Source organism: Pseudomonas sp. H1_A03 (genome assembly GCF_054685145.1).
The window spans coordinates 4,677,233-4,694,179 of record NZ_CP162829.1; the positions used below are offsets into that span (position 1 = coordinate 4,677,233).

14 protein-coding genes and 2 pseudogenes are annotated in these 16,947 nt (G+C 58.3%); 12 read left to right on the plus strand and 4 right to left on the minus strand.

Annotated elements, in window-relative coordinates:
- The first annotated feature begins 129 nt into the window (after positions 1-129).
- Both ampC and AB4O35_RS21825 read left to right on the plus strand, forming a co-directional pair.
- Complete coding sequence (ampC, locus tag AB4O35_RS21820) at positions 130-1,272, plus strand: class C beta-lactamase (protein WP_065872869.1); 1,143 nt, start codon at positions 130-132, stop codon at positions 1,270-1,272.
- 19 nt (positions 1,273-1,291) lie between these two features.
- Positions 1,292-1,375: pseudogene (locus AB4O35_RS21825) on the plus strand (MipA/OmpV family protein); the annotation flags it as partial.
- A gap of 22 nt (positions 1,376-1,397) precedes the next feature.
- Here AB4O35_RS21825 and AB4O35_RS21830 read toward each other — a convergent pair.
- Both AB4O35_RS21830 and AB4O35_RS21835 read right to left on the minus strand, forming a co-directional pair.
- Positions 1,398-2,675: an ATP-binding protein gene (locus AB4O35_RS21830; RefSeq protein WP_065945423.1), complete on the minus strand. Its 1,278-nt coding sequence runs from the start codon at positions 2,673-2,675 to the stop codon at positions 1,398-1,400.
- Complete coding sequence (locus AB4O35_RS21835) at positions 2,676-3,383, minus strand: winged helix-turn-helix domain-containing protein (protein ID WP_049713020.1); 708 nt, start codon at positions 3,381-3,383, stop codon at positions 2,676-2,678.
- A gap of 565 nt (positions 3,384-3,948) precedes the next feature.
- On the opposite strand from AB4O35_RS21835, the pseudogene AB4O35_RS21840 reads away from it, so the two are divergent.
- From AB4O35_RS21840 to AB4O35_RS21865, 6 genes and pseudogenes are all read left to right on the plus strand, one after another.
- Positions 3,949-5,052, plus strand: a pseudogene (locus AB4O35_RS21840) (class I adenylate-forming enzyme family protein); the annotation flags it as partial.
- Between the two features lie 15 nt (positions 5,053-5,067).
- Positions 5,068-5,484: an AMP-binding enzyme gene (locus AB4O35_RS21845; protein ID WP_460149656.1), complete on the plus strand. Its 417-nt coding sequence runs from the start codon at positions 5,068-5,070 to the stop codon at positions 5,482-5,484.
- Between the two features lie 17 nt (positions 5,485-5,501).
- Positions 5,502-6,494: a hypothetical protein gene (locus tag AB4O35_RS21850; RefSeq protein WP_065945422.1), complete on the plus strand. Its 993-nt coding sequence runs from the start codon at positions 5,502-5,504 to the stop codon at positions 6,492-6,494.
- Positions 6,487-7,647, plus strand: coding sequence for an acyl-CoA dehydrogenase family protein (locus tag AB4O35_RS21855; protein WP_460149275.1), 1,161 nt, complete (start codon positions 6,487-6,489; stop codon positions 7,645-7,647). The genes AB4O35_RS21850 and AB4O35_RS21855 overlap by 8 nt, the downstream gene beginning before the upstream one ends.
- Positions 7,619-8,005: an ectoine synthase gene (locus tag AB4O35_RS21860; RefSeq protein WP_065872864.1), complete on the plus strand. Its 387-nt coding sequence runs from the start codon at positions 7,619-7,621 to the stop codon at positions 8,003-8,005. Before AB4O35_RS21855 ends, AB4O35_RS21860 begins: the two co-directional genes overlap by 29 nt.
- 43 nt (positions 8,006-8,048) lie before the next feature.
- Positions 8,049-9,248, plus strand: a complete 1,200-nt coding sequence (locus AB4O35_RS21865; protein WP_065945420.1) for an MFS transporter — start codon at positions 8,049-8,051, stop codon at positions 9,246-9,248.
- Here AB4O35_RS21865 and AB4O35_RS21870 read toward each other — a convergent pair.
- Positions 9,204-9,806 carry a MiaE family protein gene (locus AB4O35_RS21870; protein WP_065872862.1) on the minus strand — a complete coding sequence of 201 codons (603 nt, stop codon included), beginning with the start codon at positions 9,804-9,806 and terminating at the stop codon, positions 9,204-9,206. The two genes, AB4O35_RS21865 and AB4O35_RS21870, sit on opposite strands and share 45 nt — an antisense overlap.
- Before the next feature lie 151 nt (positions 9,807-9,957).
- Between AB4O35_RS21870 and AB4O35_RS21875 the strand changes: the two genes are divergently transcribed.
- The gene (locus AB4O35_RS21875) at positions 9,958-10,821 is read left to right on the plus strand and encodes a universal stress protein (RefSeq protein ID WP_065872861.1); all 864 of its coding nucleotides are present in this window, start codon (positions 9,958-9,960) and stop codon (positions 10,819-10,821) included.
- 68 nt (positions 10,822-10,889) lie between these two features.
- On the opposite strand, the gene AB4O35_RS21880 is transcribed toward AB4O35_RS21875, so the two are convergent.
- Entirely contained in the window at positions 10,890-11,360 is a 471-nt protein-coding gene (locus tag AB4O35_RS21880; protein ID WP_065872860.1) for a DUF1289 domain-containing protein, read from the minus strand.
- Positions 11,361-11,757: 397 nt separating this feature from the next.
- On the opposite strand from AB4O35_RS21880, the gene acnB reads away from it, so the two are divergent.
- The 3 genes from acnB to AB4O35_RS21895 all read left to right on the plus strand — a co-directional run bounded on the left by acnB (position 11,758) and on the right by AB4O35_RS21895 (position 16,902).
- Positions 11,758-14,367 carry a bifunctional aconitate hydratase 2/2-methylisocitrate dehydratase gene (acnB, locus tag AB4O35_RS21885; protein WP_065872859.1) on the plus strand — a complete coding sequence of 870 codons (2,610 nt, stop codon included), beginning with the start codon at positions 11,758-11,760 and terminating at the stop codon, positions 14,365-14,367.
- Positions 14,368-14,711: 344 nt separating this feature from the next.
- Positions 14,712-15,605: an alpha/beta fold hydrolase gene (locus AB4O35_RS21890; RefSeq protein ID WP_065945419.1), complete on the plus strand. Its 894-nt coding sequence runs from the start codon at positions 14,712-14,714 to the stop codon at positions 15,603-15,605.
- 25 nt (positions 15,606-15,630) lie between these two features.
- Positions 15,631-16,902, plus strand: coding sequence for a glycosyltransferase (locus AB4O35_RS21895; protein WP_065872857.1), 1,272 nt, complete (start codon positions 15,631-15,633; stop codon positions 16,900-16,902).
- Positions 16,903-16,947 lie beyond the last annotated feature (45 nt).

Sequence of the window (16,947 nt, forward strand, 5' to 3'; positions counted from 1 at the left end):
TTGACCCTAAAATTTCTAATGACTGGCCTGAGATATCATCGTTTGCCGAGGGAACAAAATCCACCTAGATTTGCGGCGCCTGCGCAGGCCTTGATCATCAGTGCATCATCGAAATGGAAGCAAATTGCCATGAACCATCACGTACAAAAAATTGTGATATCAACCTTGCTGTTGGGCTCCGGCACCTGTATGGCCGCCACCGACCTGCGCACGCTCGTGGACAGCCGTGTTGCACCGCTGATGCAGCAACAGAACATTCCTGGCCTGTCGGTTGCCGTGGTGGATAAAGGCCAGGTGCAATACTTTAACTATGGCGTTGCCGCCAAAGACACTCAGCAGCCGGTTACCGAAGACACCCTGTTTGAAATCGGCTCATTGAGCAAAACCTTCAACGCCACTCTGGGCGGCTACGCCCAGGCCATCGGCACGCTCAAGCTTTCGGACAAGGCCAGCGCACACGTGGCCAGCCTGCGCGGCAGCGCTTTTGACAGCATCAGTCTGCTGCAATTGGCCACCTACACACCCGGTGGGCTGCCGCTGCAGTTTCCCGACGCGGCCGACAGCGCCGAGACCATGCTCGATTACTTCCAGCGCTGGAAACCCAAATACGCGCCCGGCGAACAGCGCCTCTACTCCAACCCAAGCATTGGCTTGTTTGGCTACATCGCCGCGCAAAGCCTCGGTCAGCCCTTCAACGACGCGATGGAAAAAACCCTGCTGCCCAAGCTGGGCTTGAAGAACACTTACGTGAGTGTGCCTGCCGACAAGGCAGGCCTCTATGCCCAGGGCTACGACAAGGATCAAAAACCGGTTCGCGTAAGCCCCGGCGCGCTGGACAGCGAAGCCTATGGCGTCAAGACCAGCACCCAGGACCTCGCGCGTTACGTCATCGCGAACATGCACCCGGACACCCTGGAAAAAGCGCTGCAGCAAGCCATCGCCACCACTCATACCGGCTACTACACCGTGAAGGGCATGACCCAGGGCCTGGGCTGGGAGTCCTACCCTTACCCGATCACGCTGCAAGCGTTGCTTGACGGCAACTCCACCCCAATGGCGATGAACCCGCACAAGGTCAACTGGCTGAAACCTGCTCAGACGCATCGTGCTCAGGTCCTGTTCAACAAGACTGGCTCTACCGCCGGGTTCGGTGCCTACGTGGCGTATGTGCCAGCCAAGGATATAGGCGTGGTGATCCTGGCGAACAAGAACTACCCGAACGCCGAACGCGTGAAGGTGGCGCATGCGATTCTGAGCGCTATGGATAACTGAAGTTTGCTTCCACCGCGCTTACGGTTCCGTCGATGCCAGCCTCAACAGCCATTTTGGCGACCGTAACGACCTGCAGACCGGGTACGACGTCACCACCGGCCAGGGCAGGAGCAACTGTAGTGTTGTTAATCGGCGTACGCCCACGTCATCCGGAACGACGCCCCGCCCCATTCCGAATCCAGCACTTGCACCTGGCCGCCGTGCCACTGCGACACCCGTTGTACCAGCGCCAGTCCAAGGCCGAAGCCGCCGGTGCGACGGTCGCGGCTGGCGTCGAGGCGCATGAAGGGTTGGAAGATCTTCGAGCGGCCCTCCTCCGGCACACCGGGGCCGTCATCACACACCCGCACTTCATAGCCGCTGCCGAACTTGACCAGCGACATCTCCACACGGCGCTCGGCGTATCGGATCGCGTTGCGCAGCAGGTTGATCACCGCTCGCGCCATAAAGCGCGGCTCGATCTGGATAAAGTCCACTTCGCACGTACGCAGCGACAGTTGAATGCCGGCCGCTTCGGCTTCGAGGGTCACGCTGCCGATCACACTGTCGAGCCAGCTGTGGGCTTCGATGCGCTCGCGGGTGACCTGGGTGGCACCGCGTTCCAGGCTAGCGTAGGTGAGCAGCTCGGAGACCATGTCTTCCAGCTCGCCGAGGTCAGCGTACATGTCCGCGATCAATTCGCCGCGCTGGCGCGGGTCGGTCTGTTGCTTGAGCTGGTCGAGTTCGAACGACAGGCGCGCAATCGGCGTGCGCAACTCGTGGGACACGGCGTTGGTCAGCTCGCGCTGGTTAGCGATCAAGCTTTCAATGCGCTCGGCCATCTGGTTGAAGTGCCCCGCCAGCTCGCGCACGGTGGAGCGGCGTGGCAGCAGGATGCGGGAACTGAGGTCGTTGTCACCGAAACGCTGTGCAGCCAGGCGAATATGCTCCAGGTCGCGCCAGTGCGGACGAACCCAGAAATACAGCACGATTGCCAAGCTCAATCCCAGTAGGCCGTAGGCCCACAGGTACAACCATTTAGGCTCTTCAGGCAGCTTGATATTGAGCAGTTGGGGGCCGCCATCGATATTGGCGATGAACTCCATGAAGTCGCCACGTACCACTAATTGCCCGGCCGCGAGCAATTGCTGCTCGCGTTGGCTCAGCGCCAACTCATCGCGCTGCACCAAGTCCAGACGCAGACCGTAATGCTGCTGCAATTCGCTCAGGCGCACCTCGCGCGCCTCGGCCGGCACAGGACGCAATTGCTCGACCAGGCCATAGGCGGGGCCGCGCAGGGCTTCGCGGTTATAGGTTTCGTTGGCCTCGGGGAGCAACTCATCGAAGGTGTAGTTAACCAGCCAGATTGCCCCCGCCAGGCCCAGCGCCAGGATGATGTACAGGCGGATATAGAGCCGCAGCATCTAGACCTCCCACGCAAACGGATTGAACAGGTAGCCCTTGCCCCAGATGGTCTTGATGCACACCGGTTCGCGCGGGTTGTCGTTGAGTTTGCCGCGCAGTTTGCTGATGTACACATCGACACTGCGGTTGAGGCCGTCGAACGCGATACCGCGCATGCGGTTGAGGATGTCATCACGGGACAGGATCGTCCCCGAGTTGCTCGCCAGCAGCCACAACAGCTCGAACTCCATGGTGGTGAGGTCGATCTTGTCATCCCCCAGGCTGACCACCCGGCAACTGCGGTCGATGGCCAACCGCCCGAAAGCGAGGGCCCCGCGCACCGTCGGCTCTGGCGCCTGCCGCCGCTGCAGGGCGCGCAGGCGTGCGAGCAGCACCGGGGGCTTGATCGGCTTGATCACGTAGTCGTCGGCACCAGACTCCAGGCCGAGGATGTGGTCCAGGTCATCTTCCTTGGCGGTCAGGATCACGATAGGCGTGTCGGACACCGTGCGGATCCCGCGACACACATGCAGGCCGCTCTGGCCGGGCAGCATCAGGTCAAGCACGACAATCTTCGGTTTGAAGTCCAGGAACGCCGCCAGAGCCTCATCGCCTCGATGCACCACGCGCACCTCGAAACCATGCTGTGACAGAAAGTGCGCGATCAGCCCTGCCAGCTTTTCGTCGTCCTCAACGAGCAAGACCTTGCCCAACCCCAGGTTTTCCATAAGTTCTCAGTGTGCGGAAGCGGATTGAAGATCGAGCATTATAGGTGGCAAGCTGGGCCGAAGAGGCCACCGAGCCTGACAGAAACCGGCTTTCACCGAAGTTTTCAGAGAAACTTCATGTTTTTAAGAGTTTTTAACATTTCGCGTGTATTTTTTAACGCGTCAATCACCGGCCACCGTCGTCGTTTTTACGAGTGACCGTGGTTTTTTCTGACAGCCGTTGCTCACGTCTAATCAGGAAATTTCACCTCTAACATTTATCAGGCTCGCCCCCTATATTGTCACCACGCCGTGACAAAAAACCAACCGTGCTACCGTTGACAGCCTTACAACTCAAATGAAACTATCCGTGTACTTTCAGCAAGTCCTCTTCGCGAAAGTTCATGGATGACAATTAAAATAAATATCAAAGGAACTGATATCGTGCCACTTCTCGATTTTATCTATCGCAATAACTTTGTCGACCACCCTTTATTCAACAGACCAATAATCTAGCTCAAAGATTCGCGCTAACGGCGCTGACCTTCTTTATATTATTTGTATTATTGAATGCAGGTAGCCTTTCATGTTCTTGTATCACGACGTCATCGAGAAGATCGCGGCAAAACACCCCGAAAAGTGCGCTGTCGTTGTTGATGGAATCCGTTACACCTATGAAATGCTTCGCACACGGACGCTACAAATAGCCCATGTATTAGTCGCCAACGGCGTTCATCCGGGAGATCGCGTCGCCCTGTATTCCCCGATTTGCTTCGACCTGATCGCGGCCTATCTCGCCGTCCTGCGTACCGGCGCTATTACCGCCGCCACACACCCGACTTACAGCCGCGAAAAACTGGTGTATCAGCTCAAGCATACTGGCGCGAAAGTTCTGATCACCCAAGGCTGCAATGCCCTGGAAACGCTGCACCTGGAAACCGATGTCGATCGCATCATTCTGATCGGCAACGATGAAACACTGCACCCGGAAATAGTCTCTCTGGACCGTGCAGTATCGACACCGGACACTCAGGCGGCCGCACTTCCCGACCTGCAGGACGATACTCGCATCACGTCGATTTTCTATACGTCCGGCTCCACCTTCAACCCGAAGGGCGTGGTGGTCAACCATCGCATCATGGCCGCGGCGACAAGCGCCGTTACCGCTTATCTGAACAACACGCCGGACGATGTGATCCTCAGCTATTCCACATTGGCCTCTGACTACGGCGTGTACAACATCTTGATGCCCTTGTACTTCGGCGGCACATCGGTCATTGAGAGCTTGCCACCGACGGATGCGGACGATGTTCTTGAAGTGGTGAAACGTGAAGGCGTAACCGGCATGCACGTCTTCCCGCCCATATTTTTCCTGCTTGCCGCGACCAAAGAGCACTGGCGACAGCAACTGCCCACGCTGCGCTATATTTCCAGCAGCGGTCAGCCGTTGTATTCCCGTCATATAGAACGTATTCGCGCTGCACTTCCCGACGTTCAAATCTTCTCCAATTATGGTCTGACTGAATGCAAACGCGTCAGTTATTTGCCACCTGAATAAATTGATAGACGCCCTACTTCTGTCGGCAAGGCTTTGCCCGGTGTTCGCGTATTCATTGTCAATGATGACGGCGAACAAATAACACAGCCGAACACTATCGGTGAACTTTGGGTGACCAGTGATTACTTGATGCTTGAATATTGGCAAATGCCTGAAGCCACTCACTCAGCCATAAAAACACACGTATTCGGTGAAGCGAGACTTTATCGCACAGGCGACCTTTTCAAGAAAGACGACCGAGGCTTTCTCTATTATATAGCGCGCAAGGATGATGTATTTGCTCGCAACATATGGAATGTGAACCCACGCGAGATAGAGCAGTGCCTGGCCTCCCACCCCGCCGTCGCCCAAGTGGTTGTAATGCCGGTAGCCGACGAGTCTGCGGGTTTTTTGCCCAAGGCATTTGTAGTACTGGAACGAGACCACGATTCAACTTGCGAAGCCGCATTAAAGGAGCATTGCAAACGGCTGATGGACTGGCACATGGTCCCGGCGCAATGGGCATTCATGGATGCGTTGCCTCAAACCGATTCCGGAAAGACCACCGGTAAAGGCTTGGCTTGAAATCAAGGAGCGATACGATGAACCCGCCGTACGACGCAGCATTAGAAAACAGTTCAATGTTCAAGTTGGCCGAGCACTTTCACAGCCTGGCCACCGGCTCGACCCAGGTTCCTTCCCAGCCACTCACCAGCCATCTTCGCGATACCATCGCGGACGTCGATGTCATTGCCTACCACGATCAATTGGTGGCTGATGCCGGCCCGTTGTTTTCGCACTTCCTGGCCAGCGTCCCGTACATTCTCGAGGAGATGGCGCGAATTGGTGTGGCGCTGACCCGACTTTCCAACGCCCGCCGCACCGGACAGGCGCAACACTTCAGTTTTTTTGAAGTCGATGCCTTCGACGGCAGCAATGGCCGCGCGCTGGCGGCCCACTCTCGCGGCTTGGTTCAGACACTGACGTGCTCGCCCAACCGCGCCAATCAGATCGCCTTTGATCGGTATGCCTCTCCTGAGCATTCACTGTTCTACCCACAATCGTTCTTCAAGGTCACCCCGTCGTTGCTCAGCTCGGCGCCTTATCAACGGTTTGCCGAGGGTTTCGACTACCTCTACGAAACCGCTGCATTCCAGTTCTACACTCAGGACCGCGACCTGCAGCTCAGTCATATCAAACCGCTGCTCAAGCCGGGCGGCCTGGCGTTCTTCTTGGAAAAACTCAATCACGCCGACCCTGAGGAATATCTGCGCCGGGAAGCGCTCAAGGATAAACGCTTCAAGACGCGCTATTTCACCGCCGAAGAAATCGAGTGGAAGCGCAGACAAATGCTCGATCAGATGGAAAACGGACAAGTCCGCAAGGAGGCTCTGGTTGCAGCCCTTCAGCGGCACTTCAAGCACGTCTTCCTGCTATGGAATAGCACCAATTTCTGCGAATTCGTCGCATCAGACGATCAGAACCACATCGAGCACTTCCTCGAACTGCTAGGCCCGGTCAATCAGCCCGGCGGCTTCTGCTTCGAAAATGCGTCCCTTGGCAAACAGCCGCAAGGGGACGCTCTCGATGCCTGACGTTTATCTATCCCAGTGGCGCGAGCGGGCTGCCCTTGCGGATAAAAGCCGTAGATTGAGCGACGAAACACTGGGTGAGTTGCGCTCAAGCGGTTTGCTGAACCTGGTTTGCCCCCGCAGAGCCAAACCGCTGAAACCCGGCTGGCCAGCATTGGTTCGTTCATCAAGGATAGCGGCCAGGGCATGTGCATCGACAGGCTGGTTAATCAGCTTGGTGGGAGGACACGCCGCCATCGCAGCGCGCTTGAATCCGTCGTTTGAGGCGAAACTCTACGACGGCGGCACGACACAGTTGTTTGCCTCTGCATCGGCAGGCCCGGACAGTCGATTATCCATTGAGCCTGGGGGCATGCGTGTCAGCGGGCGCTGGCGATTCAGTTCTGGCATTGAACACGCGACGTGGTTGATTCTGAATGCACCCTGCGCGAACCCTCCTACGGCCGACGCCAGCGAGCGCTTCCTGGTTGTCGTAGCGAAGCAAGATGTCACTGTTCTCGACTCCTGGGACAGCATCGGCATGCGCGCCACGGGCTCTCATGATGTCGTAACGTCAGAGCTGTTGGTGCCCCATCACGAAGTTTTTCCACTTCAAGAGGTGTTCGGCGCACGACCGGCAGGCGCCGGGTCGGATTACCTTTACAGCGTGCCCATCGTGCCGTTCATCACGACCTCGATCATAGGCCCGCTATTGGGCTGCGCGGAGGGGGCGTACGACCTCCACCTCCAGGCGCTCGCGCAGCAAACTACTCCACCTTCGGCGGTGGCCCTTGAGCGGGTAGCCCACAGTGGCGCGCAGTTGACGGCGGCCAGTGCGCTGTTTGATTCACTGGTCAATCGTTTGGACGAATCAGGTCAGGCACTGCGCTCACTCAGCGAGAGCCAGTTGTCAGCCCTCAAGCGTGATCGCAGCTACCTCGCCCGCCAATGCGTTGAAGCCGTACACCGACTGGTAGAACACAGTGGCGCCTCGTTGATGACCACCGGTAATCCGTTGCATCGCCACTGGCGCGACCTGCAAACAATGGCCGCGCACCGTGACGTGCATTGGGATTCAGCCATGCTCGCCAGTGCTGCTTCAGCGCTCCACCCCCCTTTTAGCCTCAAATCATTAACGGGAGACGACGATGTTTGTTCGCAGCAAAGCCGATATTGAAAACACCGCCCACTTTGTTGAGTGGGGTGCTGGAACCAGCCACCGCCTGCTGACGGAAAAAGACCAGATGGGCTATACCGTCTGCCATACCGTCGTGCGCGCAGGCACCGAGTCTCTGCTGCATTACCGTAATCACTTGGAAGCCTGTTATTGCATTGCAGGTAACGGTGAGGTTGAAGATATGAACGGCAACGTCTATCAGATCCGCCCAGGGGACATGTATGTGCTGGACCAGCATGACCGCCATTACCTGCGCGGTGGTCAGGACGAGGACCTGGTACTGGTAAGTGTGTTCAACCCGCCGCTCAGGGGCGATGAGCGCCACAACCTCAGCGACACCTCTGGCTCAAGCTATTGATCGGCTGTCAGTTGACTCTATGATTCATTGAAACGGGAGCACCATGCGCAAGGATTACCTGGCTTTTTTTATCTCACTGTTCCTGTCACGGCTGGCGGACCAGATCCTGCTGTTTATCGTGCCGCTGATTGTGTTCCAGACCACCAACAGCGTCGCGTGGGCCGGGTTGGCGTTTTTCGTCGAATCGCTGCCGCGCTACCTGGCCTTTCCCGTCTGTGGAGCGTTGTGCGATAAATTCTCGCCGGTGCGCATCCTGCATATCAGCCAGGTTTACCGCGCACTGGCGTGCGTGGTGGCCGTAGCGCTTTACGGGGTGTTTGACGGTATCTATTGGCTGGTGGCCCTGTCTGCGCTGTGCGGCGTACTGACGACGCAAGGCATCATGGCCCGCGAAGTCGTGATGCCACACATCTTCAAGCATTACACCTACGCCAAGACCTTGTCCTACTCACAAATAGCCGACCAGAGCGGCCTGGTGCTGGGGCCGCTGGTAGCGGCGTTGATGTTGGAGGTGTGGGCCTGGCATTGGGTAGTGCTGGGGGTTGCCGGGTTGTTTGTGCTGGCAGATCTGGCGATGCGGGCATGGCAGCGCAACACCACGGTGAATCTTGAGAGTTTTGAACAGCATCAGGACATCTGGCTGCAACCGCTGCGCATCGCATTCGGGCATATCCGCAACCTGCCAGAGCTGAAGCGCATCATTGCCCTCGCGGTCGGCGTGAACCTGATCATCGGCGTGACGCTGGCCACGTCGGCGGCGATGGTCACGGGTCAATTCGCCGCCGGCAAGGATGCCTATGCGTTGCTACAGGCGGCCGGCGCAGTGGTCACCATCGCTATCCTGTTTTACCTGGCGCGCGCCACGCTGTCGTTGAAAGTGCTGGGCGGGCTGTCGTATTCAATGATCGGGGCCGGGGCCCTGGTCATGGCGGTCAGCCCCACGCTTTGGGCTTACACCGTGGGATTCCTGCTGGTCACCGGTTTCGACAAAATGTTCAACGTGTATATGCGCAGCACACGTCAACGGGTCATTCCGGTGCAAGACTTCGGTAAAACGGTGGGCGTGATCACGTTGCTCAACAACCTGGCACAGCCATTGGCCGGTCTTGCGATTGCCGTACTCGCCGCGCCCTTGAGTACCCAGACGGTGATCCTGCTGCTGACCGGGATCACCGCGCTGATCGGCGTGGCCGTCGCGTCAGGCTGGCACGCCACTGTGAAAGCGAAATTCGATGTCGGGTGACTCGATCAGCTCTTGCTCGGCCGCCCTCACCCGCTCGATCACCTGAGCGATGTCCTTGGCGTCGCCATACTGGTACGCCAGCTTCAGGTAACCCTGGAAGTGCCGCGCCTCGCTTTTCAGCAAGCCAAAGTAGAACTTGCCGAGTTCTTCGTCCAAATGCGGCACCAATGCTTCGAAACGCTCGCAACTGCGCGCTTCGATAAAGGCACCCACCACCAGCGTGTCAACCAGTTTGACCGGCTCATGGCTGCGCACGACTTTGCGCAAACCCGAGGCATAGCGCCCGGCGTGCAGCTGCCGTAGCTCGACCTTGCGCTTTTTGATCAAACGCATGACTTGCTCATGGTGTACCAGCTCTTCGCGGGCCAGGCGCGACATCATGTTGATCAGGTCAACATGGCCGTGGTACTTGGCCATCAGGCTCAGGGCGGTGCTGGCGGCTTTGAATTCGCAGTTCTTGTGGTCGATCAGCAGGGTTTCCTGATCGGCCAGCGCGGCCTGGACCCAAGCGTCAGGGGTGCGGCAACCGAGGAATTCGTGGATTTCTGGCAGGTTCATCGGGCTCACGGGCAAAAGGATCACAAAAGGCCGGCGATTATACCGACCCCGCCGCAGACCACCAGTCACGGGCCTTGATGTGCATCAACATGACGTCTGGCGGGCAGCAACTATAGTTGTTCCAGCCCCCGCCTCTTTTGGAGATCCAATCATGCAAGCCATCCGCAGCATCCTGGTGGTCATCGAACCCGAGCATTCGGAAAGCCTGGCCCTCAAGCGCGCCAAGCTGATCGCCGGGGTCACTGGCGCGCACTTGCATTTGCTGGTCTGCGACAAGAAGCATGAGCACTCGGCGCTTCTGGCGCTGCTGAAGTCGGGCTTGCAGGAAGACGGCTACAGCGTCAGCACCGAGCAGGCCTGGAATGACAGCCTGCATGAAACCATTATCGATGTGCAGCAAGCCGAGGGTTGTGGCTTGGTGATCAAGCAGCATTTCCCCGACAGCCCGCTGAAAAAAGCCCTGCTGACGCCCGCTGACTGGAAGCTGCTGCGCTATTGCCCGTCGGCAGTGCTGCTGGTCAAGACGGCTAAGCCGTGGATGAGCGGTGTGATCCTGGCGGCGATCGATGTGGGCAACACCGATGCAGACCATCGGGCGCTGCACAATTCAATCATCGACCATGGTTTTGATATCGCCAGCCTGGCCAAGGCGCAGTTGCATGTCATCAGCGCCCACCCGTCGCCGATGTTGTCGGCGGCAGACCCGACCTTCCAACTCAAGGAAACCATCGAGGCGCGTTATCGCGAGCAATGTAAGGCGTTTCAGACAGAGTTCGATGTGGACGACTCACACTTGCACATTGAGGAAGGCCCGGCGGATGTGCTGATCCCGTTCGCCGCCCATAAGTGGCAGGCGGCGGTGACGATTATCGGCACCGTGGCGCGCACCGGGATTACCGGAGCGCTGATCGGCAATACGGCGGAGGTGATACTGGATGCAGTGGAAAGTGATGTGTTGGTGCTCAAGCCTGACACGCTGATGGATCAGCTGGAGGAACTGGCCAGCAAGCCCTGACGGGGTCTTCAGGCAACAAAAATCAACTGTGGGCGCTGGCTTGCCTGCTCCCGCCTTGACCGCTCCAGTCAGTGCCCCAGTGCATCCTTCAAAAAGTTTGGCGCGATATAGCGCTGGTAGTGCGCCTCCGACAGGATAAAAAACTCCCGATCAATGGCATCGCGCAGGTCCGGCAAGGGCCAATCGCGAAACTCCGGCAACAGCACCATGCCGTAAGCCTCCAAGTTGGAAATAACCCGCGCACCACGGGCGATCAACTGGTACGCCCAGCAATACTCGGATTGATGCGGCACAAAGCGAATCTTGCGCTGCTCCAACTGCCCACGCAGGGTCTTGGGGTCGAATACCTCGACTTTGCCGGCCATTACCTGCACCAACAGCTGCTCCAACCGCAGCCAGACCGCGCGTTTTTCTTCTTCGTTATAGCCGTTCCACTGGATCACTTCGTGGTGGAAACGCTTGCAACCACGGCACACGAGATCGCCGTAAACCGTGGAGCACAGGCCGACGCAGGGAGTCTTGATGGTTTGGTTGGACATGGGCAACGACACGCAGATCAGCGAAACAATGCGCCATGTTAGCCCTTTGTCTAACGGCTATCACCCTGCAAACTTGGCGAGGCAACTTACCTTTAGTTTTTTTTTGCCGTAGAATCATCCGGCCTTGTAAGGCGCCAATAATCCGCTGGAAGCTGTTTTCAAAGCGTCACGAGCACAGTCGTTCCTTCAGAACGGTGTTGGCGATGGTGAATGACTCGGTAGGTCAACGCCCTCGCCAACCCTCATCAGCTCCGTTCTGCAGGCGTAAAACTTTGAAAGCAGCTTCTGTGAGAAATGCCGGCAGCGCTGGCTTTGTGGCTCAAAAAGCCCCCGAGCGCATGCGTGCCGTTCATTGCTGGATGAGCGTCCCGTGGGACCACTGATGAGGGTAATAACTGTGCTTGAAGCCTACCGCAAACATATCGAAGAGCGTGCAGCCCTGGGTATTGTTCCCCAGCCGCTTAACGCCGAACAAACCGCAGGCCTGGTTGAGCTGCTGAAAAATCCTCCGGCTGGCGAAGAAGAATTCCTCGTTGACCTGATCACCAACCGCATTCCACCAGGCGTTGACGAAGCTGCCTACGTCAAGGCCGGTTTCCTGTCTGCCCTGGCCAAGGGCGAAGCCACTTCCCCCCTGATCGACAAGAAACGCGCCGTTGAACTGCTTGGCACCATGCAAGGCGGCTACAACATCGTGACACTGGTTGAGCTGCTGGACGACGCCGAGCTGGCACCTGTCGCCGCCGCCCAACTCAAGCACACCCTGCTGATGTTCGATGCGTTCCACGACGTGGCCGAAAAAGCCCGCAATGGCAACGATCACGCCAAAGCCGTGATCCAGTCCTGGGCAGACGGCGAGTGGTTCCGCAACCGCCCGACCCTGGCCGACAAGATCAGCCTGCGCGTGTTCAAGGTCACCGGCGAAACCAACACCGACGACCTGTCCCCTGCCCCGGACGCCTGGTCCCGCCCTGACATCCCGCTGCACGCCCTGGCCATGCTGAAAATGGCTCGCGAAGGCATCGTGCCGGACGAGCAAGGCAAGACCGGCCCGATGAAGCAGATCGAAGAGATGCGCGGCCAAGGCTTCCCGATCGCCTACGTCGGTGACGTGGTCGGTACCGGTTCTTCGCGTAAATCCGCGACCAACTCCGTACTGTGGTTCTTCGGTGACGACGTTCCTTACGTGCCGAACAAGCGCGCTGGCGGCTTCTGCTTCGGCAGCAAGATCGCTCCTATCTTCTACAACACCATGGAAGATGCTGGCGCACTGCCAATCGAATTCGACGTTACCAACATGAACATGGGCGACGTGATCGACCTGTACCCGCATGCTGGCAAAGTCTGCAAACACGGCACCGACGAAGTCATCACCACCTTCGAAATGAAGACCCCGGTGCTGTTGGACGAAGTCCGCGCCGGCGGCCGTATCCCGCTGATCATCGGTCGTGGCTTGACCGACAAGGCGCGTGCTGAACTGGGCCTGGGCCCTACCGACCTGTTCAAGCTGCCTGAAGCGCCTGTCGACACCGGCAAAGGTTTCACCCTGGCACAGAAAATGGTCGGCAAGGCGTGCGGTCTGCCAGAAGGCAAAGGCGTTCGCCCTGGCACCTACTGCGAACCGAAGATGACCACCGTGGGTTCCCAGGACACCACCGGTCCGATGACCCGTGACGAACTGAAAGACCTGGCGTGCCTGGGCTTCTCGACCGATCTGGTAATGCAGTCGTTCTGCCATACCGCGGCCTATCCAAAGCCGATCGACGTGACCACCCACCACACCCTGCCTGACTTCATCATGACCCGTGGCGGTGTATCGCTGCGTCCAGGCGACGGCATCATCCACAGCTGGCTGAACCGCATGCTGCTGCCGGACACCGTCGGTACCGGTGGTGACTCCCACACCCGCTTCCCGATGGGCATCTCGTTCCCGGCCGGTTCTGGCCTGGTCGCGTTTGCCGCAGCCACTGGCGTAATGCCACTGGACATGCCGGAATCGATCCTGGTGCGCTTCAAAGGCAAAATGAAACCTGGCATCACCCTGCGTGACCTGGTTCATGCCATTCCTTACTACGCGATCCAATCGGGTCTGCTGACGGTAGAGAAGAAAGGCAAGAAGAACGCGTTCTCCGGCCGCATCCTGGAAATCGAAGGCCTGAACGACCTGACGCTGGAACAGGCTTTCGAGCTGTCCGACGCCTCGGCCGAACGTTCGGCTGCCGGTTGCACCATCAAGCTGTCGAAAGAGTCGATCACCGAGTACCTGAACTCCAACATCACCCTGCTGCGCTGGATGATCGGTGAAGGCTACGGCGACCCGCGCACCCTGGAACGTCGTGCCCAAGCGATGGAAGCCTGGGTTGCCAACCCTGAGCTGATGGAAGCCGATGCCGACGCGGAATACGCCGAAATCATCGAGATCGACCTGGCCGAGATCAACGAGCCGATCCTCTGCGCACCAAACGACCCGGACGATGCCCGTCTGCTGTCGAGCGTTGCCGGTGAGAAGATCGACGAAGTGTTCATCGGTTCGTGCATGACCAACATCGGTCACTTCCGCGCTGCCGGTAAGTTGCTGGAGCAGGTCAAGGGTCAGCTGCCAACCCGTCTGTGGCTGTCGCCGCCGACCAAGATGGACGCTCACCAACTGACCGAAGAAGGCTACTACGGCATCTACGGTAAAGCTGGCGCGCGCATGGAAATGCCGGGCTGCTCGCTGTGCATGGGTAACCAGGCACGCGTAGAACCGAACTCGACCGTTGTGTCGACGTCGACCCGTAACTTCCCGAACCGTCTGGGTGACGGCGCTAACGTCTACCTGGCTTCGGCTGAGCTGGCAGCAGTGGCTTCTACCCTGGGTCGCCTGCCGACCGTTGAAGAGTACATGGGCTACGCGGCGAAACTGGACACCATGGCCAGTGACGTCTACCGCTACCTGAACTTCGACCAGATCGCTGAGTTCCGTAAGATCGCAGCAAGCGCCAACATCCCGGTGATTCAAGCCTAAGGGTGTGTTGATGTAGCTACACCCGGTAAAAAAAACGCCGCGTATCGCAAGATACGCGGCGTTTTTTTGTGCTTGAAGAACCGCCGCGCCAGATGAAACACACTGATTGCCGACCGCCTTTGTATACCGACCTACCAGATCAGGTAGTTGTCCCCCAACACCTTGAAGACTAAAACTCTCTACAGCCTGAAACCTGCGTCATGGGATCCGCCTGCTCTGGATCTACTTCGCGCTGTAAGCCGTACTACTTCTAATAAAAAAACAATCAAGCCTTGCCCCCGGCACCTGAGCTCAGTGGCAGGGGCGCTCTCGCCTGTTTTTCAAGTGCTGACTGGAGGTGTGTTATGTCGCGTAAACACTATGTGATCAAGAAGGTCTTCAAGGATTGTTCGGTGTCAGTGGAACAAATCGGCGATGCTCCCAATAAAAATAACGTTTTGCTGGTCAACGGCGCCATGGCCACGACGTCGGCCTTTGCCCGTACAAGCAAATGCCTGGCCGAACACTTTAACGTGGTGCTGTTTGACTTACCGTTCGCTGGAAACTCCCGCGTTCATAACCCGGACCGGTGCCTGGTGACCAAGGACGACGAAGTGCAGATATTGCTGGCATTGATCGAGCGCTTCAATATTCACCACCTGGTTTCCGCCTCCTGGGGTGGCTTGTCGACCCTGTTGGCGCTCGCCAGAAACCCGGGCACCGTCAAAAGCTCGGTCGTGATGTCATTCGCTCCCGGCCTCAACGCACCGATGCTCGACTACGTCAGCGGGGCCCAGGCACTCATGGCCCGGGATGACAACGCAGGTATCGGCCATTTGCTCAACCAGACACTGGGCAAGCACCTTCCGGCCCGACTCAAGACCGCTAATCAACAACACATGGCGCAGTTGATCGACGCCGAGCAGCATCAAGCGCGATTCCATATCGACCAGGCGCTCAAGCTCAACGAGGGGGCTTACCTGCCGCAACTTTCGAGCATCAACAGCCATGTGCACTTTTTGAACGGCGCCTGGGACGAATACACCAGCGCCATGGACGTGCAGTGCTTCAAACAGTACATCCGTGACTGCAGCTTCTCCACGGCCGAGAGCAGCGGGCATTTTCTGGATCTGGAATCCAGGGCGGCGGCCAACGGCGTGCACCGTGCATTGCTCGGTCATTTGCTGGCGCCTCGCGATACCCAGCCAGAGGCGCTTCACGCGTCGCCCCCGCACCGAGCGCAGTTGAGCTTCGCCTGAGCACTTTTCGACAAGGATGTGGATGATGCGAGTAATCATGATTGCCATCGGCTCGGCCGGTGACGTTTTTCCCTTTATCGGCCTGGGCTCTGCCCTGATTCTGCGCGGTCATCAGGTGACCTTGTGCAGCATGCCGGCTTTTCAACGCACCATTGAGGCGCGAGGCCTAGACTTCGTACCGTTATGTGATGAGGCTACCTACACCGCCGCCATGGGTGATCCCCGGCTGTGGGACCCGAAGACATCCTTCGGCGTGTTGTGGCAAGCCATCGCCGGCCTTTTAGAGCCGGTCTACGACTATGTGACCGCCCAGGACAACGACGACACCGTGGTCGTCGGCTCGCTGTGGGCCTTGGGTGCTCGTATCGCCCATGAAAAATACGGCTTCCCCTACCTGTCCGTCCAAGTATCACCATCAACGTTGCTGTCTGCACATTTGCCGCCCGTGCACCCCACCTTCAATGTATCGCCGCGCTTGCCATTGACCCTGCGTAAACTCCTCTGGCGCGGGATCGAATACCTAAGCCTGGACCGTACCTGTGCGCCCCAAATCAATGCCCTGCGCCGCAAACACGGGCTGCCAGGCACGGTGAAGACTATCTTCAGCCAATGGATGCATTCGCCTCAAGGGGTAATATGCCTGTTCCCCGAATGGTTCGCCCCCGTACAGCAAGACTGGCCGCAGCCCTTGCACATGGCCGGCTTCCCACTGTTCGACGGCGGCACCCTCGGGCTCGATGAGCAAAGCCGAACTTTTCTGGACGCAGGATCTGCCCCCATTGTCTTCACCCAAGGCTCCACTGAGCACTTTGACCATCAGTTTTATCGGTTCGCCCTCGCAGCGCTGCACAAGTCGGGCGCACGCGGCATTTTTCTGACCGGTGATCGGCCGGTCATCAGCGACTTGCCGCCCACGGTGATGCAGCGTCCGTTCTTGCCGATGAGTTCACTGTTGCCCCGCGCGGCGGGCCTGGTCCACCCCGGCGGCATTGGTGCCATGAGCCTGGGGCTTGCGGCCGGCATTCCACAGATCGTCCTGCCGATCGCTCACGACCAGTTCGATAACGCCGAGCGACTGGTGCGCATGGGGTGCGGGATTCGCCTCGACCTGCCCCTGGACAGCCAAGACCTGCAAGGGGCGATCGCAGCACTGTTACACGATACCCACTTGCAAAAGGCCAGCCTGCGGGCGAGTAGCCTGATGCCCGCCGACGCGGCGTCCTGTGAAACAGCGGTCAAGGCCATTGAGCAGTGCCACGCGCGCCATTCAATTCCTCGTCTGCGCCAAGCGTCATAACACCAGCGTCTTGGGTGAAAGCACCGTGCCAGAGCCATCGGGAAA